This window comes from Flavobacterium sp. W21_SRS_FM3 (assembly GCF_052113625.1).
Lineage (GTDB): Bacteria > Bacteroidota > Bacteroidia > Flavobacteriales > Flavobacteriaceae > Flavobacterium.
In genome coordinates, this window is record NZ_JBGQOD010000005.1 from 230,967 (window position 1) to 252,806 (window position 21,840).

Below are 21,840 nucleotides of genomic sequence, written 5' to 3' on the forward strand. Positions count from 1 at the left end.
ATAATTTTAATATTCCTATTTGACATTTAATATTTTATTCCAAAGTTTCGTAATCATATTACTTACAGCGTTATGCCAACTTGAGAGGACTTGAAGTTCGTAACTGCTCAGTTTGCGGCTTAACGAAAATACTATAAAAAACGGTAATTCCTCCAAATTCGCAAATTGCTCAAGACTTGTGTTAGGCGTTCGCTTTTTTATCTACATAGTTTATCAACAATTCTTTGTTGTCAAAATTTTTACTGTTTTTCAAGAGCAAGAATAATAAGTTTATTATTTCTATTTGGAAAATTCTCAATTTAGAGTAGTCAATAAAAATTCTAATTGACTTGTGAGTCATTTTATGCCTTATTTGATACATTTCAGATAATATTTCGTTGAAATATATTTTTTCAATATTTCTTGAATCAAATGAGAAATCTAGTAAACGTCTTTTACACTTGTTTTCCATTTTATATTTTTCATCATCCAATAAAAAAATACTTTCTATAATCATAATGAATTGTGAAACTCGTAAATGAATATCTGTTTCAGAAATACATTTAGAATAAAATATAATAGAGCTTTTTACAAGTTTTTCTATATCAGAATTATGTTTTGGATTTAGTAGTTTTCCAAATTCATCGAAAAATGGTTTGAAATCATTAACTAATTTTGAGTCAAAAGGTAGCATTTGACTACGATTGACTTTTGTGGTTATTGAGAAATCATAAATATCATCGTTTTTGAACCTTAAGAAGTCATAAGAAAAAGGCATTCTGCTTTCAAGTTCTAAATAGCATATTTCTGTTGGAAATTGTATTGTTGGACCACACAGTTTTAATATATCTATAATAAAGCAAGCGTTTTCATAAGCAATAAATTCTGCTTTTTTACTTTCCGCAAAAACTTCAATTTCTACAAAAACTTGTCCTTGATACTTTCTATAAATTTTATTGAAGTTTTCCTCGGAGACTTCCTTTTCTGATAATCTTGTTTTATAGAATTCATCAAAATATTCTTTTGAAAAAAACTTAATTATTGATTCACCAATCTTGAATTGTTTTTCAATATCTATATTTAAGATAGGGAAGCAATATCTATATTTATTTACATCTTCAGATATTTTTTTTTCTAAAAAAATAAATAAGTCAATTTTGGAAACCTTATTTATGTAAACATCAACTATCCATCTTAATGTTTTTTCTTTTAAATATTCAATAGATAGTTTTGATTGAATGTTATTCCATTCTGAAATTTCATATACCAATTTATAAAAATTTTTATAATCATTTTCAATGAACCCGTACTTTATGCTATTAATCATAACATATATTTTATAATCTGATAAATCAGACATATATTGGGTTACAATTACAGGTGAGTCGACGATTTTATCAGTTAAATCAATTACATTTAAATGTGAAGATGAGCCTTTCCAAGATTCAAAATTTTCTGCGTTACCTTTTTCTTCAATCTTTATTATCTTTTCTACAAAATTAAAAGCTCTAAATTGAAGGTTATTTTCGTTCATTTTCCTGTTGTTTTGTGGCAAAGTGACGCCTAACGTTATGCCACTTTGAGATGGCTGGAAGTTCGAAACCGCTAATTTTTCGGCATAACGAAAACTATATGCGGAACGGCAATTCCACTAAATTCCAGCTAGCTCAAAATGGCGGTTAGGCATAGTTATTTTTTTCCGTCGATTAGTTTCTGTCCGACATATCCAACAATAAAGAAAGTTATTATTGAAACAACAAATAGAAACATTTGAGCTGTATGTAAAACAAAATTAGGTTCGGAATTTAAGAGATTAATGATTAGAATTATTATTGAAGGTACTAATCCAAATATAATAATTAGTGACATAATTAGAGAAACTAGTTGCCATCTAAATTTGAGATTTGAGTTTGCTACTCCAGAAGAAAATTTCACTATCGATTGTCCGAATAAAATTATGGACATCATAGCCCATTCAGTGTTATAAAAAATCAGTTCGTACTGATTTTGATAGCTTCTAACAATTGCAATTACAATTAATGGTAAAATTGTAAATAGCATTTCTGAAACCAAAACATAAAATAAATTTCTTTCTAATTTCATTAATTTTTTCTTATTTCTAAAACTTCGACAATTTCTGTTTTTTCAGAGATTAGATAACCATTTTTGTTATACTTGAAATTTTGTTTAATTTTTACTTTTAAAGAGTCGCCTGGTACTACAATAACTTCGCCTTGATGAAAATCTTCTAACCACTTCACGTGTAAAATTTTTATTTTTAATGTTTTGTTTCCGTGTTTAAATTCCCATTGTGAATCACCTAAAAAATCAGGTCTTTTAATTTTGTAGTAAATAATTGATTCACTTTTAATTTCTTCAGTAGTTAAAGCTCTCTCAACGTCTTCAATATTTATTTTATCCGTACCTTTGTAATTTCCTCCGTTTTGTTTTTTGAGTTTTTAACTATGAACTTTTCATCTTCTTCAAGTTTATTTACAGCATCATTTATTTCATTTAAATTCTTTGCTAAATCGAGAATGTCTAGTTTAGCATAATTAAAAGTTTTTGCTAATCCTTTTTCTTTTGCAATCTCATCAATGTCATTTGCTAGATTTTCCAAATCTGAAACTTGTGATTTTCCACTTTCTATAAACTCTAAACTTTTGCTTCTAGATTCATCTATAAAATCATTTAATATTTCTTCACTTGAATCATTGTCGTCTAATTTATTATCGTCATTTATGACAAGGTGATTCCATAGTTTGCCAATTAATGATCCTTTCTCAATATCATCCAAATATATTTTGGAAGAAACACTTGTATTTATAGATTGTGCGAGTGTAGTATCAAGTTCTTTAATGCTGTCAATTAAATCAGCAAATGATCTAAATAGTCTGCTTGGGTCTTCCGTATCTTTATTAAATTCAAGTTTTAATTCAAATCTATTTATAATGTCTTTTTTCATCTAATTATTCTTGAATTCTCCTCGTCTTTTTATAATTATGCCTAACTACCCTATAACATCAACTTTATGCCAGTTTTTAGATAATTGGTGCTTTTTCAAATATAAGTTTTTTCTATTAAATCAACTTAACTTCAAATATAACAATAAGCAAATCAATCGCTTTACGGTTTCCCGTAATTTGGATGTAATTAAGTAAACAAATGTTCCTAACTCCCTAATCCCGCGTGAGGGACGGAAACGGAAAGCCCACAGCACCGCTTTTTTGGCGGGGCGAGGACTTGCAGTGAACTGCCCGACCGTAGCTTTGGCGGAGGGCACGCCCAAAAAAAAAGGCATTCTATAGCTAGCCACATTAGTTTTAGTAGTAAATTTTATAATAATATTAATAACAAAGCGCTTGAAAAAAATGTAATTTGGCACATTGATTAATGACTTTACTATTCTTTTTACACATTATATATGGACAAGATAAAAATACTTTGGGTTGATGATGAAATTGATTATTTAAAACCACACATACTGTTTTTGGAGAAAAAAAATTATGAGGTGACTACTTGTAATAACGGTCGCGATGCCATTGATATTTTTGAGGAAGAAAATTTTGATATTGTTTTTCTAGATGAAAACATGCCAGGTATGAGCGGGCTAGAAACGCTCTCTGAAATGAAAGAGAAGAAAAGCGCTATCCCCATGATTATGATTACTAAAAGTGAGGAAGAGTACATCATGGAGGAAGCGATAGGTTCTAAAATTGCTGACTACTTGATTAAACCGGTTAACCCAAACCAGATTTTACTGAGTTTGAAAAAGAACTTGGATCACTCGCGTTTGATTTCGCAAAAAACCACCTTGGATTACCAAAAAGAGTTTAGAAAAATCACCATGGAAATGGCAATGGTCAATAGTTATGAGGACTGGGTGGAGTTGTACAAAAAATTGATTTTTTGGGAATTGCAACTAGAGGATATCAATGACCAGGGAATGATTGAAATATTAGAATCTCAAAAAGCCGAGGCCAACTCGATGTTTGGGAAATTTATTGAACGCAATTATGAGGACTGGTTTTTACCTAAGGCTGATAAACCAGTGCAGTCACATACTTTGTTTAAAGAACTTGTGGTTCCTGAACTGGTAAAGAAACACAAACCAGTTTTATTTGTTGTGATTGATAACTTGCGTTACGATCAATGGAAAACTTTTGAAAGTGTAGTGACTGATTACTATAAGTTAGAAAAAGAGGTTCCTTATTATTCCATTTTACCTACCGCAACGCAATATGCTCGTAATGCCATTTTCTCTGGTTTATTGCCTGTGGAAATGGAAAAGCAATTCCCGCAATACTGGAAAAATGATCCCGAAGAAGGGGGTAAAAACTTATATGAAGCCGAGTTCTTATCGGCACAATTAAAACGCCTTGGTTTGAACATCAAGGAAGATTATTTTAAAATCACCAATCTGTCTTCTGGTAAAAAACTGGTAGAAAACTTCAAGGGACTAAAAGATAATGATCTGGTTACCGTAGTGTATAATTTTGTCGACATGTTATCTCATGCCAAAACTGAAATGGATGTGGTGAAAGAATTGGCCTCTGATGATAAGGCATATCGTTCCCTAACTTTAAGTTGGTTTAAGAACTCGCCCTTATTAGAAATTATTCAGCAAGCCCAAAAACTAGGCTTCAAACTGATCCTGACTACAGATCACGGAACTATTAATGTCAAAAACCCTTCAAAAGTTGTGGGTGATAAAAACACTAGTTTGAATTTACGTTATAAAACAGGTCGCAGTTTAACCTATGAATACAAAGATGTTTATGCGGTCAAAGACCCAAAAAAAATAGGATTGCCTGCTATTAATATGAGTAGTTCTTATATTTTTGCCAAAAATGATTTGTTCTTGGCCTATGTCAATAACTACAATCATTATGTGAGTTATTATAAAAACACCTACCAGCACGGCGGAATCTCCTTAGAAGAAATGATTATTCCCTGTTTGGTTTTTAATCCGAAGTAGTACTTGGAAGGTTTAGATTTTTTAAAAAAGTTTAAAGTTTAAAGTTTAAAAAAGTTTAAAGTTTAAAAAAGTTTGAAGTTTAAGGTTTTTAGAAATGTGCTACTAGCTGATTAATAGTAGTGTTTTTTAACATATAAGCACTCACAGGTTAAAATTTATAATTCAGAATTTAAAATAATAATAAAAGATGGAATTTATTTTTTCATTAGAAGATATCGCATCAGTTGCTGAACTGGTTGTTGCCCAAAACCCACAAAAAGTTATTCTTTTTCATGGCGAAATGGGTGCTGGTAAAACTACTTTTATCAAACAATTGTGTAAAACGGTTGGGGTTACGGAGGCGACCTCTAGTCCCACTTTTTCATTAGTGAATGAATACCAAACTACTACTGGCGAAACTGTTTTTCATTTTGACTTTTACCGTTTAAAAGCAGAAAGTGAAGCTTTAGACATGGGCGTTGATGATTATTTGTATTCAGGAAACTGGTGTTTTATCGAATGGGCGGAGCAAATTCCGAATTTGATTCCAGAAGAACATTCGGTGATTACAATTAGTGTTTTAGAAGATGGTAAACGCAGTTTAGTCTTAAATTAATTGACATGAATGTAAAAGATACGGTGCGTATTATTCCGTTTTCACCTGAACTAAAAGAGCCTATTAAAGTGCTAAATATTGCCTGGTTAGAACAGTATTTTAAAGTAGAACCAAAAGACGAACGTGTACTGTCAAATCCGCAGCAAGAGATTATAGACAAAGGCGGACTCATCTTCTATGCCCAATACCAAAATGATATTGTAGGTACGGTTTCTTTAATTAAAATGGATGCCACTACATTTGAATTGAGTAAAATGGCTGTTAGCGATGGTATGCAGGGATTAGGTATAGGTAAACTATTAATCGAGCATTGTTTTCAGGTAGCCAAAGAAAATAAGATTCCGAAATTGATTTTATATTCCAATCGAAAATTGAAACCTGCGATACATTTATATGAGCGGTTTGGTTTTGTCGAAATTCCCTTAGAAGACGGAGTTTACGAACGTGCGGATATCAAAATGGAAAAACATATCGAATTGTTTGAAAACAGTATGCATGCAGAATTCTAGGTTTTAAATTCCTGTAATTCTAAACTTTTTACGTATTTTTACTTTAAAATTAGTATCATAACAATGTCAATATCATTATCCCCTTTTACAAAAGAACAGTTATTGCCTCAGGAAGAAAAACTGGAAGTTGCACGACATAAAAGTGAATTATTTATTGGTATTCCCAATGAAACAAGCTACCAAGAACGTCGTATTTGTCTGACACCAGATGCTGTAAACTCCCTTACTTGTAATGGACATAGAGTAATGATTGAAGCAGGTGCTGGAGAAAGCTCTAGTTATTCGGATAAAGAATACAGCGATGCTGGTGCCGAGGTAACTAAGGATACCCGCAAAGTATTTGGCTGTCCGATGATATTAAAAGTAGGTACTCCTACCCTTGCAGAAATTGAGATGATGAATAATCAGACGATTTTGATTTCTTCCATCCAACTAAAAACAAAAACCAAAGACTATTTTGAAGCCTTAAGCAAGAAAAAAATTACTGCTTTGGCGTTTGAATATATAAAAGATCAAGACGGCTCGTACCCAGCAGTGCGTTCCTCTAGTGAGATTGCCGGTACTGCATCCATACTCATCGCTGCCGAGCTAATGATTACTAATGAATTTGGAAAAGGCTTATTATTTGGTAATATTACCGGAGTCCCTCCCACTGACGTTGTCATACTAGGTGCAGGAACAGTGGGTGAATTTGCTGCTAAGACCGCGTTAGGTCTTGGTGCTACTGTTAAAGTATTTGATAACTCCATTACTAAATTACGTCGGTTACAAAACAGTCTAAACCAACGTATTTTTACATCAACCATTCAATCTAAATCGTTACTCAAAGCATTAAGACGTTGTGACGTGGCCATTGGTGCCATGCGCGGTGTAGAACGTTGCCCCGTTATTGTTACTGAAACCATGGTGGAACACATGAAAAGAGGGGCCGTAATTGTTGATGTAAGTATCGATACTGGTGGTTGTTTTGAAACTTCTGAAGTGACGTCTCATGAAAAACCAACCTTCATAAAAAGCAATGTTGTTCACTATTGTGTACCCAATATTCCTTCTCGTTATTCTAAGACAGCTTCGTTATCTATTAGCAATATCATTAGTCCGTTTATCATGAAAATCGCCGAAGATGGTGGTATTGAAAGTGCTATTCGTTGTGATAGAGGTTTAAAAAATGGGGTCTATTTGTACCACGGAATTTTGACCAATAAGGCTATAGGTGACTGGTTTGATTTACCCAATAACGACATCAATTTAATTGTGTTTTAAGGAATCTTTGCTTTACCTTTGCCAAAAAAATAATTCATGAAATTTTTTCAACGTTTTGCCTACTATCTAGTAGGTTTAGTAATAGGTCTTTTTTTTGTTGCTCTTGTTTTCAGTGGTAAAGATACCCGCTGTAATTACTTCCCAAATGCACGTGTACTTAATGATTTAAGAAACAAACCTTTTCATTATTCTGAAAAAGCCTCTGAAGTATTAGCCCAACCTTGGATTGATACCATTGATATTAAAAACACATTAGAATTTGGAGATGTTGATTTTGATAAAAGCAACACCGAATTTAGAAAAGCAAAAATGTATGTAATTGAAGGGAAAACAATGAAAAATGTTCCCATTATTCTTAAAGTGAGCAATCAAGAAAGCAAAGCTACTTTAGAAGAAATTATAAAAGTAGAATAGTTTATTATCCGACATATAAAAGCCCAATTGTAAATTACAATTGGGCTTTTTTTATAGCTGCTACTTTACTTTTTTGAATTCGAAGTGGATTAAACAATCCAATCAATAGGTTGCTTAGCATTCGATTGTAAATAGCTATTAGTCTTACTGAAATGTTTATTACCAAACCACTTTCCTTGATTAGCACTCATCGGTGACGGATGACCACATTTTAATACTAAATGTTTTTCTCTATTTATCTTAAGTCCTTTTTTGTGGGCAAAATTGCCCCAGAGCAAGAAAACTAAACCGTCCTTCTCTAGTGAAAGTTTCTGGATAACCGCATCTGTAAATACATTCCATTTTAAATGTTTGTGACTGTTAGCAGTATCTTTTCTAACGGTCAAGGAAGCATTGAGTAATAAAACGCCTTGCTTAGCCCAATGCTCTAAATTACCAGAGGTAGGCATAAAAATAGTTCCTAAATCATCATTTATTTCTCTAAAGATATTGCGCAGTGAAGGCGGAATACGAACACCATCATTAACAGAAAAACTCAAACCATTAGCCTCTCCCTCTCCATGGTAAGGATCTTGACCTATGATTACCACTTTAAGATCATCTAAATTACATTTATTAAAAGCAGAGAAGATTAAATCTTTTGGAGGAAAACATTGAAACTGCTGGTATTCATCATCTACTTGTTGTAGTAATTCCTCAAAATACGGTTTACTGATTTCGTCTGATAAAAAGGATTTCCATTCTGGGTTTAGATTGACAGGCATATAAAATAATTTGTGTACAAAGGTACATTATGTAAAAGCTAGAGTAAACAAAATTTTAAAATCAATGCATTAGAAATAGTTCCCACTTGAAAGCCTAAATGCAGCAATTATAAAAGGATAAAAATAAAAAAAAATTGTAAGTTTGTCTTCGCATTTAATCCTTTTACCATAAGAATATAAAACGGATTATAAATTACTTTATGTTAACACAAAACAATAATATTACCGAGAAACAGTATAAAAAATTATCCATTCAAGTATCCTTGACTGGTCTTTCCTTCTGTTGTTTTGACACACTTAATGGTACGATCAGTTCTTTTAATGAAGTACAGTTTGATACTATTGATAAAGGAATAGCTATTGAAGATTTATTTGCCAATGCTTTTGCAGAGTATCCAGAATTAAACGATCAATATGATGATATTTTGATCATTCACAGTAATAATCTTTCCACTTTTGTACCTACAGCTCTTTTTGATGAGCAGTACATGGGTAGTTATTTGCAGTACAACACTAAAGTTTTTGAAACTGATTTTTTTGCCTTTGACGAAATAAGCAATTATCAAATCAATGCAGTTTACATTCCGTATGTAAATATGAACAATTATTTTATAGATAAGTTTGGTGCGTTTGATTACAAACATGCTAACAGTATTTTAGTCACTAAGCTTTTGGATGCCTCCAAAAACAAGGACGAAAAAACAATGTATGTGCATTTCAATCAAGGCCATTTTGAAATCATTGTTATTCAAAATCAAAAGTTATTGCTATTCAACTCTTTCGATTATCAAACTGTTGAAGATTTTATATACTATGTACTCTTTACTGCAGAACAGATGAATTTAAATCCAGAAACTTTTCCATTAGTGCTAATCGGTACTATTACTACCGAAAGTGACTATTACAAAATAGCTTACAAATACATTCGTAACGTTGCACTAATTGATGTAGAGGACTTACGATGGAACAACTACTTTTCTGAGGCCGAAAACAGAAATCATTTTATACTTTTCAACTCATGAGAATCATATCTGGAAAATACAAAGGGAGACGCATTTCTCCTCCAAAGGGACTTCCTGTGCGTCCTACAACTGACATGTCTAAAGAAGCCTTGTTCAATGTTTTGAATAATCATTTCAACTTTGAAGGATTAAAAGTTTTGGACTTATTTGCGGGAACAGGAAACATCAGTTACGAATTTGCGTCAAGAGGAAGTTCGCCTATTACCTCGGTAGATGGTGACTTTGGTTGTGTGAAGTTTATCAAACAGATTGCCACGGAATATGATTTTAACATTGCCGCTACGAAGAGTGATGTTTTTAAATTTCTTGAAAAAAACAACGCAACTTTTGATATCGTTTTTGCAGATCCTCCCTATGCACTTGACCAAGCTACCTTTGAAAGAATTGTTTTGCTAGTTTTTGAAAAAAACACCCTTAATGAAGATGGGATGATGGTAATAGAACATTCTAAATACACTAAATTAGACCATATGATTCATTTTTCATTCAAGAAAAGTTACGGAGGTTCGATTTTTAGTTTCTTTGAATTACCCGCCAGAAACGAAGAATTAGATCCAGAGTTATTTGAAAATGATGATGAAGACGAGTAGATTTATCTAAACGTTTCTATAATATAAAAGCCCTTGTTAGTACTAACAAGGGCTTATTTTTTATATACTATTTCGCAACTCTATTTGATGACCCATCCAAGAGAAAAATTAAGAATAGGCACAAATTCATTATCATATTTGTCCATGTTGTATCCCACACCCATATTTAATCCTAGATTAAAGTTGCGCTTATACGTTCGTTCAAATCCCCACACAGGACCTAGAGTAAAAGAAGGAATGGTATTATAAAATGCCTCGTTTGTAGTTGTTGATTCAAAATAGTAAGCGGCAGTCATAGCGACATATCCTCCAGAATTATGCGCTGTCACCTTGCCTTTATTAGCTCTCTTTTCTAAATTGTAGTAATGACGAAATTGCTCATTGATTGTAGGATAAAAATCCCAAGTATCACCAGCAAAACTATTACTGCGGTAGCCAAGACCCATACTCAACTCGGAGTACAATGTATTCTTATCGTCAAAACCATGCTCGTAAACAACTCCAGGAACAAGAACATTAATTTTAAATTGATTTTTAGCTACAGTAACTGCTTCCTGTCCTTTTACACTGGTCATGGCCACCAGACTTAAGACTAACAAAAACTTTTTTTTCATATTTATAATGGTTGGTTATACCACTTTAAACCATTATTATTTAGGCCTAAAGAGCAAAACAAACATAAGAAATATTTTATTAATATTTTACGTTAATCTATTACTAGCAAGAAAACATATATTTTGTTAAAATAAAAAATTAGGCAGGCAGTTTAGGTCGTAATTCATCAAGAACTAGTTGGTAGGTTGGTGTTTCAATTTCATATTTTAAACCTTCGTTTACTACAAATTCAGTAAGAGAAGCAAGTTCAAAATTTCGTCCTGCCAGTACATCTCTGTGCATAGAAGATGTAGCATCCTTTGGGGTTTTTTCTAATTTTAAAATTGTTTGCATAATGATGTCATTGGGTAAATTTAGCCCTTTTACAGCCGCAATCATCGTAATTTCATTCAGCAGTTCTACATAAAAGTTTCTACTAGTAGGTGTCGAAGTGATGGTACCAATATTTTGATTCAAATAAGAAGTCGCTGAGGCTAGCGCCGATATAAATATGTATTTTTCCCAGACAGTTTCTTCAATGCTATCAACGAGATAACTTTCAATGGCTGCTTTTTCGAAAATAGCCTGTAGTGCTTTCAACTTAGAAAGGGAGGCCGTTTGTGAACCAAAAAATAGTTTTTCATAAACGCCCATTTTTTTAATAACAGCTGGAGCACTAATCATTGAAACAATATAGACGCAACCCAGTAGTACTTCATTATCTGGGTAAAGCACACTGATGCGTTCTGGAGCATCTACTCCATTATATAAAGGAAGAATTATCGTGTTTTTAGTGATGCATTTCGTTAAGGACAGTAAACTTTCCTCAATGTCGTATGTTTTTGTAGCACAAATAAGGTAATCCAGTTTACCAATAAGCTCTGGATCATCTGAAACCACTGTAGGGAAAACTACGATTTCATTTGTGTCAGTAATTATTTTCAATCCCGATTCTGCTATTGCCTTTTGGGTGACACCACGGGCAATAAACACAACATCAACTTGGTCTGATGCAGCATAAGCTTTCGCTAAAAGTCCACCAAAATAACCTCCTACTCCACCCAATCCTAAAACAGCTATTCTTGTCTTCATAATTTATTAGTACTATAAAAAAAACCATCAAGAAATTTAGAAAACCAAGTCTGTGGACTTGATGTAACTTAATCTCTTAATGATTCAGTTTAGATTTTACAATCACGATTTTATTAAATTAATTAATAAAAAAAACAGACCTATAAGCCGGATTCTGTATTCGCCGAGGCGAACCCTCATCATTTATCTAGACTTATAATTACTCATAAGCTCAAGCTATCTACCCTTCAACAACGGACGAGAAGCCCTTAAATGCTGATATACTTGATATTTCACCGCATAGAGTTTACCTGGTTTCACTACAGCATTACCTGTACATACTTTCTGTTGCACTTGTCCTAATCCCAATAAATTGGTACCGACGGGTGTTACCCGCTATGCTTCTCTATGGTGTCCGGACTTTCCTCTCTCTTGATTACTCAAAACAGCGATAAGGCGGTCTGTGTGGCAAAATTACGACAATTAATCAACGAAGTCAAATTATGTTACTCTACTTTAACAACAGTTTCACAACAACTTAATTATAAAATAGTTACCTTTAAGCTATAACTAACAATTCTCTAGCAATTATGAAGAAAATGTATCACTATGCCACCGTTTCTAAAGCCTTAGATGATTTGCATGAAAAAGGTTTTACCTATGATTTTAATCTACATGAGCAGGATATCGTAAAAAACCCACACCGTTATGAGATCAAGCATATTTATAGATACGAGGGTGAAACCGACCCTGGAGATGAGGCTATAGTGTACGGTATTAAATCTACCACTGGTAAAAAAGGAGTTTTTGTAGCTGGCTTTGCAGCAAATTCTGTTAGTGATGCTTCACAAATTTTAATCAATATTTCCATTAGAGATAGGGCGCAATCCTAGCTATTTCACCAAAAATGATGGTTGCTATAAGAACCTTAGCGAAGAGAAATATTATTAAATCTAACGTAAGGAGAATTTGTATAAAATTAAAACATCATGGAAAATAGGTATCATTACGCTTCAGTATCAAAAGCTTTAGAAGAATTAAAAGCAATGGGTTTTACTTATGATTATAACCTTCATGAAGAGGAAATAACTAATAATCCACATGAGTATGAAATCACCCAAATCTACAGATATGAAGGCATGACCAATCCAGATGACGAAGCCATAGTGTTTGGTATAACTTCTAAAAATGGCGAAAAAGGTGTTTTTGTAGCTGGTTTTGCTGCCAATTCAGTAAGTGATGCAACCCAAACGCTAATTAATCTCCACATTAAAAGCAGAAACAAATAGTTTTAAATTTTAAAAATAGAACTCTGTTAGTAATTCCAATTACTCAATGTATTAAATGAGAAATAGAATCTATTCGTCTGAAGATAAAACACTTAATACATTGTGAAACTATCCTGTTTTTAAACCTCCATCAGGCTTAGTTGTTAATTTTTTAATTAATCAAATTATCATTTTCATAATATCAAGCCTTTGCCTATATTTGCTTTCGAATAAAAATTCTATGGAACAATTTATAGTATCGGCTCGTAAATACCGTCCGCAAACATTTAACGATGTTGTAGGGCAAAAAGCCATTACCAATACTTTACTGAATGCTATAGAAAGTAATCACCTTGCTTCGGCCTTATTATTTACTGGCCCTAGAGGTGTAGGAAAAACAACTTGTGCCCGAATATTAGCTCGTAAAATTAACCAACCGGGTTATGATGATCCTAATGAAGATTTTGCTTTTAATGTATTCGAATTAGATGCTGCTTCAAACAATTCTGTTGATGATATTCGAAATCTAATTGACCAAGTACGTATCCCGCCACAAACAGGAAAATACAAAGTATATATTATTGATGAGGTGCACATGCTGTCTTCTGCTGCATTTAATGCTTTCCTAAAAACCTTAGAAGAGCCACCAAAGCATGCGATTTTTATTTTGGCTACCACCGAAAAACACAAGATCATACCTACGATTTTATCGCGTTGTCAAATATTTGATTTTAAAAGAATTACTGTAAAAGACGCCAAAGAACATCTTGCTGAAGTTGCCACCAATCAAGGGGTAGCTTTTGAAGACGATGCTTTGCACATTATAGCTCAAAAAGCCGATGGTGCCATGAGAGATGCTTTATCTATTTTTGATAGAGTGGTTTCTTATTGTGGTAGTAATTTAACACGCCAAGCGGTAACGGAGAATTTAAATGTTCTGGATTACGAAACCTATATCACAGTTACTGATTTGATATTGGAAAACAAAATTCCAGATTTATTGATGGCTTTTAATGATATCCTTTCTAAAGGTTTTGATGCACACCATTTTGTATCAGGATTAGCTTCTCATTTTAGAGATTTATTAGTGAGTAAAACACCTGCTACACTGTCTTTATTAGAAGTAGGTGAGCAAGCTCAAAAAATGTACGGCCTGCAAGCCCAAAAATGTACTCAGGAATTTCTTCTAAAAGGAATTGGCATAGCTAATGATTGTGATTTAAAATACAAAGTAAGTCAAAATCAGCGCTTACTTGTTGAGCTTTGCCTAATGCAACTTGCCTCTATCACTTATGATGGAGAAAAAAAAAAGTTGAGTCCTTTATAATTCCCCCTACTTATTTTAGAAAATTAGATTACTCTATTGCTGACCAAAGCAAAGTAGCAAAACCAGCAGCTGAAGCTACGCAGCAAACTCCTAAACCTAGTAATCCTGCTGTACCAGTTAATGAACCAAATACTAAACCAGAAACAACGGCAGTTACACCAAAGAAAACGGAAGAATTTACAGGACCTAAGGTTTCAGCTTTTTCATTAGCCAGCATCCGAGCTAAAAAAGCGTTAGAAGAAAACAATAAAACGGTTGTAAAAGAAACTGTTCATTTACCTACAGAATCATTTACGGAAACCGAAATGTTGATTCAGTGGACTAAATACGCAAAGCGATTAGGAGACAAAGGTTTCAAAATTATGGAGTCGTTACTTCTAATTAACGATCCTGTATTAAATGGAACGCAAATTTCGATAGAACTGCCTAATGAAGGTTCGAAATTAGATTTTGAAAGTCAAAAAATTGGACTTTTAGGACATTTAAGAGGGCATTTACACAATCACGACATCACAATTGAAGTTATTGTAAACGAAAGTTTTGAGAGTAAAAGAAGTTTTAATGATCAAGATCGCTACAATCGCTTACATGAAATAAATCCAAATATTGAACTATTAAGAACAACATTTGGATTGGATTTGACTTCGTAATAATTATTATATTTTTTCGTAGTACATTGCTTTAACAATACCGTCTGAAAGCCCTATTTTAGGCACATATATCTGTCGAGCTCCACTCCACTTCATCGCGTTTAAATAAATACGAACTGCAGGGATAATTACATCGGCACGATCGGGATTCAAACCTAATTCAGAGATTCTTTGTTCATAAGTCAAGGAATTCAAGAAAGCGTATTGTGAATTGATATAAATATAGGATAATGGTTTCTCCTGCGTTTTACCAGACATTTTAAACAACTTATTGATATTTCCTCCAGACCCTATCAATGTTACCTCTTCAAAATCCTCTGTGTTACTTTTGATCCATTTTTCGATTTCATCCCACACTACATCACAGACCATATTATTAAGCAGTCGCACAGTACCGGCTTTGAAAGATCTCGAAGTAATGATTTTTCCATTAGAAAAGATCGTAAATTCGGTACTTCCACCACCAACATCAACAAATAAATAGGTTTGATCTGTATTTAACAAATGAAGTAAATCTGTAGAAGCAATTATCGCGGCTTCTTTCTTTCCGTCAATTATCTCAATATTTACATCTGACTTTTCTTTAATCAATTCCACAATTTCTTTTCCATTGTATGCTTCGCGCATTGCCGATGTTGCAAAGGCTCTATAAGACTGCACTTTATGTACTTTCATCAAGAGATTAAAAGCTGTCATTGCATCACACATTCTGCTGATATTCTCCTCAGAGATTTCCCCCACGGTAAAGGCATCTTGCCCTAAACGTATCGGTACACGAACCAGCGAACTCTTATTAAATTGTGGCTCTTTGCCTTCTTGTTCAACAATATTTACAATTAGCAAACGCATGGCATTAGAACCAATATCGATCGCTGCATATTTCTTTATTTTAATCATCCTTCATCCTCGTTTGAATTATTTTTTACTCTTTTAGAAATCATTGTTTCTAAAAACTTTCTTCTAGCAAATCGACCTTACTTTGATAGTATTTATAGGTTTCAATTTGTGCTCTAAAAATAGGTTCTCCTGTTCCTTCCCTATATTTGTTATCTAATTTATATGAATGATAGCGGGCTTTCACGTTTCCTTTCCAACCTAAATCAAAATTATCAATTAGCTCCTGCTTAATTTGCTGATCATAGATTGGGCAAGTGACTTCTACTCTATCATCAAGATTTCTAGTCATAAAATCAGCTGAAGATATGTACACTTCAGTTTGACCAGCATTTCCGAAAATATAAATACGAGAATGTTCCAGATAATTATCCACAATGCTAATAGCCTCAATATTAGCACTCATTCCTTTCACACCTGGAATTAACGAACAAATCCCTCTAACTTCTAGCTGGATTTTCACTCCTGCATTACTAGCCTCATACAATTTATCAATCATACTAAAGTCAGACAAACTATTCATTTTTAACTTAATATAAGTTTTACGACCCGCTCTTGCATGTAAAATTTCCCTATCAATCAACTTATAAAAACGGGACCTAGTATAATGTGGAGATACGATTAAATGTTTGTAGCGATGAATTCTATAATTTATATCAAAAAACTCAAAAACTTTATTAATATCTTTCAATATCTGCTGATGACTGGTAAATAAAGTCACATCAGTATACACTTTGGCCGTTGATTCATTAAAATTTCCTGTTGAAATAAAGCCGTATCGCTTTGTTTTACCATTCTCATTTCGCTCAATAACACATATTTTACTGTGTACTTTTAGTCCTTTTATTCCAAAAATAAGATTGATACCTTCCGTTTGCATTTGCTCCGCATAGGAAATGTTGGACGCTTCATCAAAACGCGCCTGCAGCTCAATTTGGACAGTTACTTTTTTTCCGTTTTTAGCAGCATTGATTAACGAACTGATAATTTGCGAATTTTTGGCTAAGCGGTATAAGGTGATTTTAATAGAAGTGACTTTAGGATCTAATGCTGCTTCTCTTAAAAATTTAGTTAGATACGAAAATGATTGATAGGGCGCATTTAATAAGTAATCTTTATTACTTATTTTTTCTAAAATACTGCCTTCCAGACTTAATCCCGGAATGGGCAATGGAACGTTTTTTTTGTATAATAAATCATACCTACCTAGGTTGGGAAAATCCATATAATCTCTTCTGTTATGGTATCTTCCTCCCGGAATAATACTATCAGTAGAAACAATTTTCATTTTATCTAAGAAAAATTGCAAGGTGTCTTTTTCGATCAATTGATCATAAATAAAACGTACAGGCTCACCTATTCTTCTGTCTCTCACACTGGTAGATATCTTTTCCAGCATACTTTTACTCAAATCACTATCAATATCTAACTGTGCATCCCTACTGATCTTTATCATGTGAGCTGATACACTTTTGTAATCAAAAATATTAAAGATACTTTTTAAATTGTGCCTAATGACATCATCAATTAAGATGACATACTGCTTGTTATCGTTAGAGGGTAATACCACAAAACGATTCATGGTTTTAGGGATTTCAATTATTGCATAACGCACTTCAGCATCTGTATTCATCACTAATTTAATAGCTAAATACCCCATATTATCTTTCAGCAACGGAAATTCTGCAAGATCGTTTAATATGATTGTAACTAACTCTGGACTTAATTTTTGAATAAAAAAGTCTTTTAAAAACTTCTCTTGTTCTATAGAAATTTCGTTTTCATTGATAATAAAAATGTTCTTGGTTTCCAGTTCGTTTTCTATTTCCTTCAAAATAAGCAAACTTTCTGTTTGATGTTCAATTACAATCTCTGTAATATCTTTTACTAATTGCTGTGCAGAAATTCCACCAAGTATTTTTTCACCTGTTTTTCCAGATAAACTTAAACGCCTAATGGCTGCAAAACGGACTCTAAAAAACTCATCTAAATTGTTCGAAAATATTCCTAAAAAACGCAATCTATCTAAAAGTGGTACCGATACATCGGCTGCTTCTTGTAGTACTCTGGCATTAAATGCTAACCAACTTTTTTCTCTGTCTATATACTTTTGTTCTGACACTATTCTAATTTTAAATCTTTTGGGACTATTACTTTTTTTGTTTTTCCTTTACTAATTTCTTTCCAATTCTCAACGTCAAATTGTATTGAAACAAAACCAGCTGTAGGGACATTACTAATAAATGTATCCCCAAATTTATTAACAAAATTTGTAATAGCAGCATTATGTCCAAAAAGAATAATACTTTCAAAACTATCATCGCATCCTTTTACACTTTTCTCTAACTGTAATTCGTCAAAAGTATAAAGCTCTTGACTATAAATAATACTTTCGATTGGGTACAAAATATTCTGCGCAAAAATTACGGCAGTATCAGAAGCTCTCTTAGCTGGGCTACTCCAAATAACATAGGTTTTAGGAATAAAATTGGTTATATTCAAAGAAACTAAATGAGCATCTTTCATCCCTCTTTGATCTAATGGTCTATCAAAATCTTTCAAGGGTGCGTCCCAATTCGATTTGGCATGTCTTATCAAAATTAGATTTTTCATAGTATAAATATTTGGGAGATTAAAAAATATAAAACCATAGTAAAATACAAAAAAGAAAGATACGCTTTTATAAATATTCTACATAACGTTTGTAAATAAAAAGAGGAATATAAAACCACTTTTTAATATTATTCGTTAATGATATACAGCTAAATTTTATTCAAAAAAGACCTGCATCTGCTATTAAACTTTAGTTTAAAAATTTAATAAAAAAATATAAAAACACCCTCATTAAAAGTCAATTACTAAATGTAAACACTGATTTTTTTATGTATTTATTTACAAAAACTATCATTTCATCGACTATTTATGCTATTTAAAGAGAAAGCTATTAAAGTATATTTATATAATTATCTTTGTACTTATTTCAAAATAAACTGTCAAACATTTAATACATATACCCAAATCATATATGGCAAAATATATTTCGAATAAAATTGTTAACCTACACGACAATTTATTCACTTCCCAACAATCATCTTTTTTGATAGCAAAAAAGGTGTTCCTAGTTTTTATATTTACTTTGTTTTGTAATTCTGTTACTTTAAAACAGGATGACAATATTAATGTTGTTAATTCTCAAACGAGAATAACTGCTTCATTTTTAATTGAAAATAGTTCAATTATTAATGCTTTAGTGTGTACCAAATTTAAAGATTACATTCCTAATAAGATATTTTTAAATAGGAAAATATCGGTACCATTTCCATGTATAATTTCAACATAGTTGTATTTTAAATTGTCACCTCCTAAATTGCTAAGTTTGGTTAGCAATTTCGTGAAGTAAATTCAGAAATACTGTTATTTAAATTCCCAATTGATAATTTCATATAATAAATTGCCTAATACTTTATATAGTATGACACATAACTACTCAAATTTCTTTATAAAAGAAGAAAAAAAATTTCAGAAATACTTTTTATTTATAGTTGCACTTTTTACATTTTTTACAGCTAGCGCTCAAAAGCCTGTCTTCAATAACCCTACTCTAATATTTGGTAAGGACCGAACTGAAGGTTCGAAATATTTATATGAAAAAGTTTCAAAAATTGATGGAAATGACATCGATGCGGTAGTTACTATAACTGATATTTCCAATGCTTCTATCATAGATGTCGACAATTCCAAAAATGGTAATGGACTTTATCTAGATAGATTTCAGCCCGTTATTACTATAAACGGTGGTTATAGAAGTTCTGGAGGTTATGTAGAATTTTTATTTGAGTTTTTCAAATCAGGTACTAGAGTACCCGTTAAATTAGATTCTTTTGCTTTAGAAGCAATAGATGTTGATGGTAACGAATATTTTGAAGCCATCATAGAGAAACCAGCTTATTACAAATTAGAAAATCCTACAAAACTAGAGGTTAATACTACGGTTAATTCTCCTTTTACTAGATTTCAAGGTCCAACAGAATCTATTAATGAAATCAGTATAAAAGAAACTAAATATATTGCGGTAGTCCACTATCCTAATTCAAGTTCTGCAATTTTTAGATTGGGAAGTTGGAAAAATTCAAGCTCTAGACAAAGCTCGATAAGTTTTGGTGAAGTTGTTTTTGATTATCCTGATCCACCAGTAGCAAATGACGATTCTAAATTAAACCAAGAAGCTGGAGTAGTAAGTTTAAATGTTGTATCAAATGATAGTGACCCAAATAATAATTTGGATATAAGTACAGTAGATTTAATTCCATCTGCTAACGGTATACAAACATCATTGGTAGTCCCAAATGAAGGAACTTGGTCTGTAGTTGGTAATGGTTTTGTAAAATTTACTCCTCTTTCTAGTTTTCAAGGAGACCCAACCCCTATCAAATATACTGTTAACGATACAACAAACCTAACTTCTAACCAAGCAACAATAACGATAACATATGCTCCCAAAGCTCCAATTTCAGGTGGAGATCAAAAAGTTTGTACAGATGGTACTACTTCACAAAAACTAACCGCGACTGCTACTGTACCATCAGGTGTGACAATAACCTGGTACAATGCAGCTGTCGATGGTCAAATTGTTAGCAACCCAGTGCAGGTAGGTGTAGGTTCAGTAATATACTATGCGCAAGCAAATAAGAACTCTGCATACAGTTTGACTAGAACTGCTGTTAAACTTACAATCAGTCCAGCATCTTCTGCTGCAATATCTGGAGGGAATCAAACAGTTTGCTCTGATGGAACGACTACTCAAAAATTAACAGCAACAGCAACGGGAGAAACAATTACATGGTATACTTCACCAACTGGAGGAACGGCGGTGAGTTCTCCTACTCAAGTTGGTGTAGGTACTAAAATCTATTATGCACAAAATTATGACGGTACATGCCCTAGCCTAACTAGAACAGCAGTAACATTAACCATAAACGAAACACCTGGATCTCCTACTGCATCAGATGTTGAGTACTGTCAAGATGATACCGCTGTTGCACTCACCGCAACTGCAAGCAACACTAAACATAACTTGGTTTATTTCACTTCTTTAACTTCAACTGGTCAAAGTAGCCTAATTCCGAGTACAAGCACTGCTGGTACTTACACCTATTATGTAGCAGAAGAAAGTAATTCTTGTTTTGGTCCAAAAAAAGCTATTACAGTTAAAATTAATCCAAAAGTTACTATTACAACACAACCTATCAATAGAACGGTAGTTTTCGGATTAAATACTACCTTTTCTGTAGTTGCTTCTAACGTCACTTCATACCAATGGCAAGTAGATTCTGGATCTGGTTTTACTAATATAACAAATGATTCTTTTTATTCTGATGCAACAACTTCAACCCTAACTGTTAGTAAACCAACAGTAGCTATGAGTACCTATCGCTATCGTGCTATCCTAGTAGGAATTGGAAACTGCAGTAATGTGATTACAAATATAGCAACCCTAACAGTAACACCTAAAGCGGTAACTGTGGTAGCGGCAGATAAATCAAAAGTATACGGAGATACAAATCCTGCTCTTACTGCAACGGTAAACGGTGCTGTAGGGACGGATGTTATCAACTACACCCTTGCTACTACTGCAGTGACTGGATCTAATGTAGGGACGTATCCTATTGCGGTGACGCTAGGATCAAATCCTAACTATACCGTTACTAAAACTGATGCTGTACTAACAGTAACACCTAAAGCGGTAACTGTGGTAGCGGCAGATAAATCAAAAGTATACGGAGATACAAATCCTGCTCTTACTGCAACGGTAAACGGTGCTGTAGGGACGGATGTTATCAACTACACCCTTGCTACTACTGCAGTGACTGGATCTAATGTAGGGACATATCCTATTGCGGTGACGCTAGGATCAAATCCTAA

Annotated in this window: 22 protein-coding genes and 1 other RNA gene; 12 read left to right on the forward strand and 11 right to left on the reverse strand. The window is 32.9% G+C overall.

Annotated features, from left to right (window positions below; genetic code table 11):
- Window positions 1–181: 181 nt before the first annotated feature.
- From ACEN2K_RS10080 to ACEN2K_RS10090, 3 genes are all read right to left on the reverse strand, one after another.
- Window positions 182–1,513, reverse strand: coding sequence for a hypothetical protein (locus ACEN2K_RS10080; protein ID WP_441759206.1), 1,332 nt, complete (start codon window positions 1,511–1,513; stop codon window positions 182–184).
- A 568-nt stretch (window positions 1,514–2,081) separates the two neighbouring features.
- Window positions 2,082–2,240, reverse strand: a complete 159-nt coding sequence (locus ACEN2K_RS10085; protein WP_441759207.1) for a hypothetical protein — start codon at window positions 2,238–2,240, stop codon at window positions 2,082–2,084.
- Between the two features lie 149 nt (window positions 2,241–2,389).
- Window positions 2,390–2,944, reverse strand: a complete 555-nt coding sequence (locus tag ACEN2K_RS10090) for a hypothetical protein (RefSeq protein WP_441759208.1) — start codon at window positions 2,942–2,944, stop codon at window positions 2,390–2,392.
- 459 nt (window positions 2,945–3,403) lie between these two features.
- On the opposite strand from ACEN2K_RS10090, the gene ACEN2K_RS10095 reads away from it, so the two are divergent.
- From ACEN2K_RS10095 to ACEN2K_RS10115, 5 genes are all read left to right on the forward strand, one after another.
- Window positions 3,404–4,957, forward strand: coding sequence for a response regulator (locus ACEN2K_RS10095; RefSeq protein WP_441759209.1), 1,554 nt, complete (start codon window positions 3,404–3,406; stop codon window positions 4,955–4,957).
- Between the two features lie 187 nt (window positions 4,958–5,144).
- On the forward strand, window positions 5,145–5,552 hold the full coding sequence (gene tsaE / locus ACEN2K_RS10100) for a tRNA (adenosine(37)-N6)-threonylcarbamoyltransferase complex ATPase subunit type 1 TsaE (protein WP_441759210.1): 408 nt from the start codon (window positions 5,145–5,147) through the stop codon (window positions 5,550–5,552).
- Window positions 5,553–5,557: 5 nt separating this feature from the next.
- Window positions 5,558–6,061: a GNAT family N-acetyltransferase gene (locus tag ACEN2K_RS10105; RefSeq protein WP_441759211.1), complete on the forward strand. Its 504-nt coding sequence runs from the start codon at window positions 5,558–5,560 to the stop codon at window positions 6,059–6,061.
- A 63-nt stretch (window positions 6,062–6,124) separates the two neighbouring features.
- Window positions 6,125–7,324: an alanine dehydrogenase gene (locus tag ACEN2K_RS10110; protein WP_441759212.1), complete on the forward strand. Its 1,200-nt coding sequence runs from the start codon at window positions 6,125–6,127 to the stop codon at window positions 7,322–7,324.
- Between the two features lie 36 nt (window positions 7,325–7,360).
- A complete protein-coding gene (locus ACEN2K_RS10115) occupies window positions 7,361–7,738 on the forward strand; it encodes a DUF4258 domain-containing protein (protein ID WP_441759213.1) in 378 nt (125 codons plus the stop codon).
- 89 nt (window positions 7,739–7,827) lie between these two features.
- On the opposite strand, the gene ung is transcribed toward ACEN2K_RS10115, so the two are convergent.
- Window positions 7,828–8,502 (reverse strand): uracil-DNA glycosylase, encoded by a 675-nt coding sequence (ung, locus tag ACEN2K_RS10120; RefSeq protein ID WP_441759214.1) that lies wholly within the window; start codon window positions 8,500–8,502, stop codon window positions 7,828–7,830.
- 200 nt (window positions 8,503–8,702) lie between these two features.
- Here ung and ACEN2K_RS10125 point away from each other — a divergent pair, with 200 nt between their 5' ends.
- Together ACEN2K_RS10125 and ACEN2K_RS10130 are read left to right on the forward strand one after the other, a co-directional pair.
- Window positions 8,703–9,524, forward strand: a complete 822-nt coding sequence (locus ACEN2K_RS10125) for a DUF3822 family protein (protein WP_441759215.1) — start codon at window positions 8,703–8,705, stop codon at window positions 9,522–9,524.
- Window positions 9,521–10,114, forward strand: coding sequence for an RsmD family RNA methyltransferase (locus ACEN2K_RS10130; protein WP_441759216.1), 594 nt, complete (start codon window positions 9,521–9,523; stop codon window positions 10,112–10,114). The genes ACEN2K_RS10125 and ACEN2K_RS10130 overlap by 4 nt, the downstream gene beginning before the upstream one ends.
- A gap of 80 nt (window positions 10,115–10,194) precedes the next feature.
- Here the strand turns inward: ACEN2K_RS10130 and ACEN2K_RS10135 are convergent, their stop codons facing one another.
- From ACEN2K_RS10135 to rnpB, 3 genes are all read right to left on the reverse strand, one after another.
- Window positions 10,195–10,728 carry a hypothetical protein gene (locus ACEN2K_RS10135; RefSeq protein ID WP_441759217.1) on the reverse strand — a complete coding sequence of 178 codons (534 nt, stop codon included), beginning with the start codon at window positions 10,726–10,728 and terminating at the stop codon, window positions 10,195–10,197.
- Between the two features lie 139 nt (window positions 10,729–10,867).
- Window positions 10,868–11,800 carry a ketopantoate reductase family protein gene (locus tag ACEN2K_RS10140; protein WP_441759218.1) on the reverse strand — a complete coding sequence of 311 codons (933 nt, stop codon included), beginning with the start codon at window positions 11,798–11,800 and terminating at the stop codon, window positions 10,868–10,870.
- 127 nt (window positions 11,801–11,927) lie between these two features.
- Window positions 11,928–12,247, reverse strand: an RNA gene (gene rnpB / locus ACEN2K_RS10145) — RNase P RNA component class A.
- A 122-nt stretch (window positions 12,248–12,369) separates the two neighbouring features.
- Here rnpB and ACEN2K_RS10150 point away from each other — a divergent pair.
- The 3 genes from ACEN2K_RS10150 to dnaX all read left to right on the forward strand — a co-directional run bounded on the left by ACEN2K_RS10150 (window position 12,370) and on the right by dnaX (window position 14,374).
- Window positions 12,370–12,672: a hypothetical protein gene (locus ACEN2K_RS10150; RefSeq protein WP_441759219.1), complete on the forward strand. Its 303-nt coding sequence runs from the start codon at window positions 12,370–12,372 to the stop codon at window positions 12,670–12,672.
- A gap of 96 nt (window positions 12,673–12,768) precedes the next feature.
- On the forward strand, window positions 12,769–13,068 hold the full coding sequence (locus ACEN2K_RS10155) for a hypothetical protein (RefSeq protein WP_441759220.1): 300 nt from the start codon (window positions 12,769–12,771) through the stop codon (window positions 13,066–13,068).
- Between the two features lie 220 nt (window positions 13,069–13,288).
- Window positions 13,289–14,374: a DNA polymerase III subunit gamma/tau gene (gene dnaX, locus ACEN2K_RS10160; protein WP_441759221.1), complete on the forward strand. Its 1,086-nt coding sequence runs from the start codon at window positions 13,289–13,291 to the stop codon at window positions 14,372–14,374.
- Between the two features lie 28 nt (window positions 14,375–14,402).
- On the opposite strand, the gene ACEN2K_RS10165 is transcribed toward dnaX, so the two are convergent.
- Window positions 14,403–14,621, reverse strand: coding sequence for a hypothetical protein (locus ACEN2K_RS10165; protein WP_441759222.1), 219 nt, complete (start codon window positions 14,619–14,621; stop codon window positions 14,403–14,405).
- A 58-nt stretch (window positions 14,622–14,679) separates the two neighbouring features.
- Between ACEN2K_RS10165 and ACEN2K_RS10170 the strand changes: the two genes are divergently transcribed.
- Window positions 14,680–15,024, forward strand: coding sequence for a DNA polymerase III (locus tag ACEN2K_RS10170; protein ID WP_441759223.1), 345 nt, complete (start codon window positions 14,680–14,682; stop codon window positions 15,022–15,024).
- 6 nt (window positions 15,025–15,030) lie between these two features.
- On the opposite strand, the gene ACEN2K_RS10175 is transcribed toward ACEN2K_RS10170, so the two are convergent.
- Genes ACEN2K_RS10175 through ACEN2K_RS10185 form a run of 3 tightly spaced genes read right to left on the reverse strand, consistent with a single transcriptional unit; the run spans window position 15,031 to window position 18,531 of the window.
- Complete coding sequence (locus ACEN2K_RS10175; protein WP_441759224.1) at window positions 15,031–15,921, reverse strand: Ppx/GppA phosphatase family protein; 891 nt, start codon at window positions 15,919–15,921, stop codon at window positions 15,031–15,033.
- Between the two features lie 49 nt (window positions 15,922–15,970).
- Window positions 15,971–18,040: a polyphosphate kinase 1 gene (gene ppk1 / locus ACEN2K_RS10180; RefSeq protein WP_441759225.1), complete on the reverse strand. Its 2,070-nt coding sequence runs from the start codon at window positions 18,038–18,040 to the stop codon at window positions 15,971–15,973.
- Entirely contained in the window at window positions 18,040–18,531 is a 492-nt protein-coding gene (locus tag ACEN2K_RS10185) for a SixA phosphatase family protein (protein ID WP_441759226.1), read from the reverse strand. Before ACEN2K_RS10185 ends, ppk1 begins: the two co-directional genes overlap by 1 nt.
- 859 nt (window positions 18,532–19,390) lie before the next feature.
- Between ACEN2K_RS10185 and ACEN2K_RS10190 the strand changes: the two genes are divergently transcribed.
- The coding region (locus ACEN2K_RS10190) for an MBG domain-containing protein (protein WP_441759227.1) at window positions 19,391–21,840 on the forward strand (2,450 nt) is incomplete at its 3' end.

Bases quoted from the DNA above. Each gene is read 5' to 3' on its own strand.
- ACEN2K_RS10110 (WP_441759212.1), top strand. From the start codon at position 6,125: ATGTCAATATCATTATCCCCTTTTACAAAAGAACAGTTATTGCCTCAG.
- ACEN2K_RS10170 (WP_441759223.1), top strand. From the start codon at position 14,680: ATGTTGATTCAGTGGACTAAATACGCAAAGCGATTAGGAGACAAAGGT.
- ACEN2K_RS10150 (WP_441759219.1), top strand. From the start codon at position 12,370: ATGAAGAAAATGTATCACTATGCCACCGTTTCTAAAGCCTTAGATGAT.
- dnaX (WP_441759221.1), top strand. From the start codon at position 13,289: ATGGAACAATTTATAGTATCGGCTCGTAAATACCGTCCGCAAACATTT.
- ACEN2K_RS10115 (WP_441759213.1), top strand. From the start codon at position 7,361: ATGAAATTTTTTCAACGTTTTGCCTACTATCTAGTAGGTTTAGTAATA.
- ACEN2K_RS10095 (WP_441759209.1), top strand. From the start codon at position 3,404: ATGGACAAGATAAAAATACTTTGGGTTGATGATGAAATTGATTATTTA.
- ACEN2K_RS10130 (WP_441759216.1), top strand. From the start codon at position 9,521: ATGAGAATCATATCTGGAAAATACAAAGGGAGACGCATTTCTCCTCCA.
- ACEN2K_RS10175 (WP_441759224.1), bottom strand. From the start codon at position 15,921: ATGATTAAAATAAAGAAATATGCAGCGATCGATATTGGTTCTAATGCC.
- ACEN2K_RS10185 (WP_441759226.1), bottom strand. From the start codon at position 18,531: ATGAAAAATCTAATTTTGATAAGACATGCCAAATCGAATTGGGACGCA.
- ACEN2K_RS10135 (WP_441759217.1), bottom strand. From the start codon at position 10,728: ATGAAAAAAAAGTTTTTGTTAGTCTTAAGTCTGGTGGCCATGACCAGT.
- ACEN2K_RS10140 (WP_441759218.1), bottom strand. From the start codon at position 11,800: ATGAAGACAAGAATAGCTGTTTTAGGATTGGGTGGAGTAGGAGGTTAT.
- ung (WP_441759214.1), bottom strand. From the start codon at position 8,502: ATGCCTGTCAATCTAAACCCAGAATGGAAATCCTTTTTATCAGACGAA.
- ACEN2K_RS10155 (WP_441759220.1), top strand. From the start codon at position 12,769: ATGGAAAATAGGTATCATTACGCTTCAGTATCAAAAGCTTTAGAAGAA.
- tsaE (WP_441759210.1), top strand. From the start codon at position 5,145: ATGGAATTTATTTTTTCATTAGAAGATATCGCATCAGTTGCTGAACTG.
- ACEN2K_RS10125 (WP_441759215.1), top strand. From the start codon at position 8,703: ATGTTAACACAAAACAATAATATTACCGAGAAACAGTATAAAAAATTA.
- ACEN2K_RS10105 (WP_441759211.1), top strand. From the start codon at position 5,558: ATGAATGTAAAAGATACGGTGCGTATTATTCCGTTTTCACCTGAACTA.
- ACEN2K_RS10090 (WP_441759208.1), bottom strand. From the start codon at position 2,944: ATGAAAAAAGACATTATAAATAGATTTGAATTAAAACTTGAATTTAAT.
- ACEN2K_RS10080 (WP_441759206.1), bottom strand. From the start codon at position 1,513: ATGAACGAAAATAACCTTCAATTTAGAGCTTTTAATTTTGTAGAAAAG.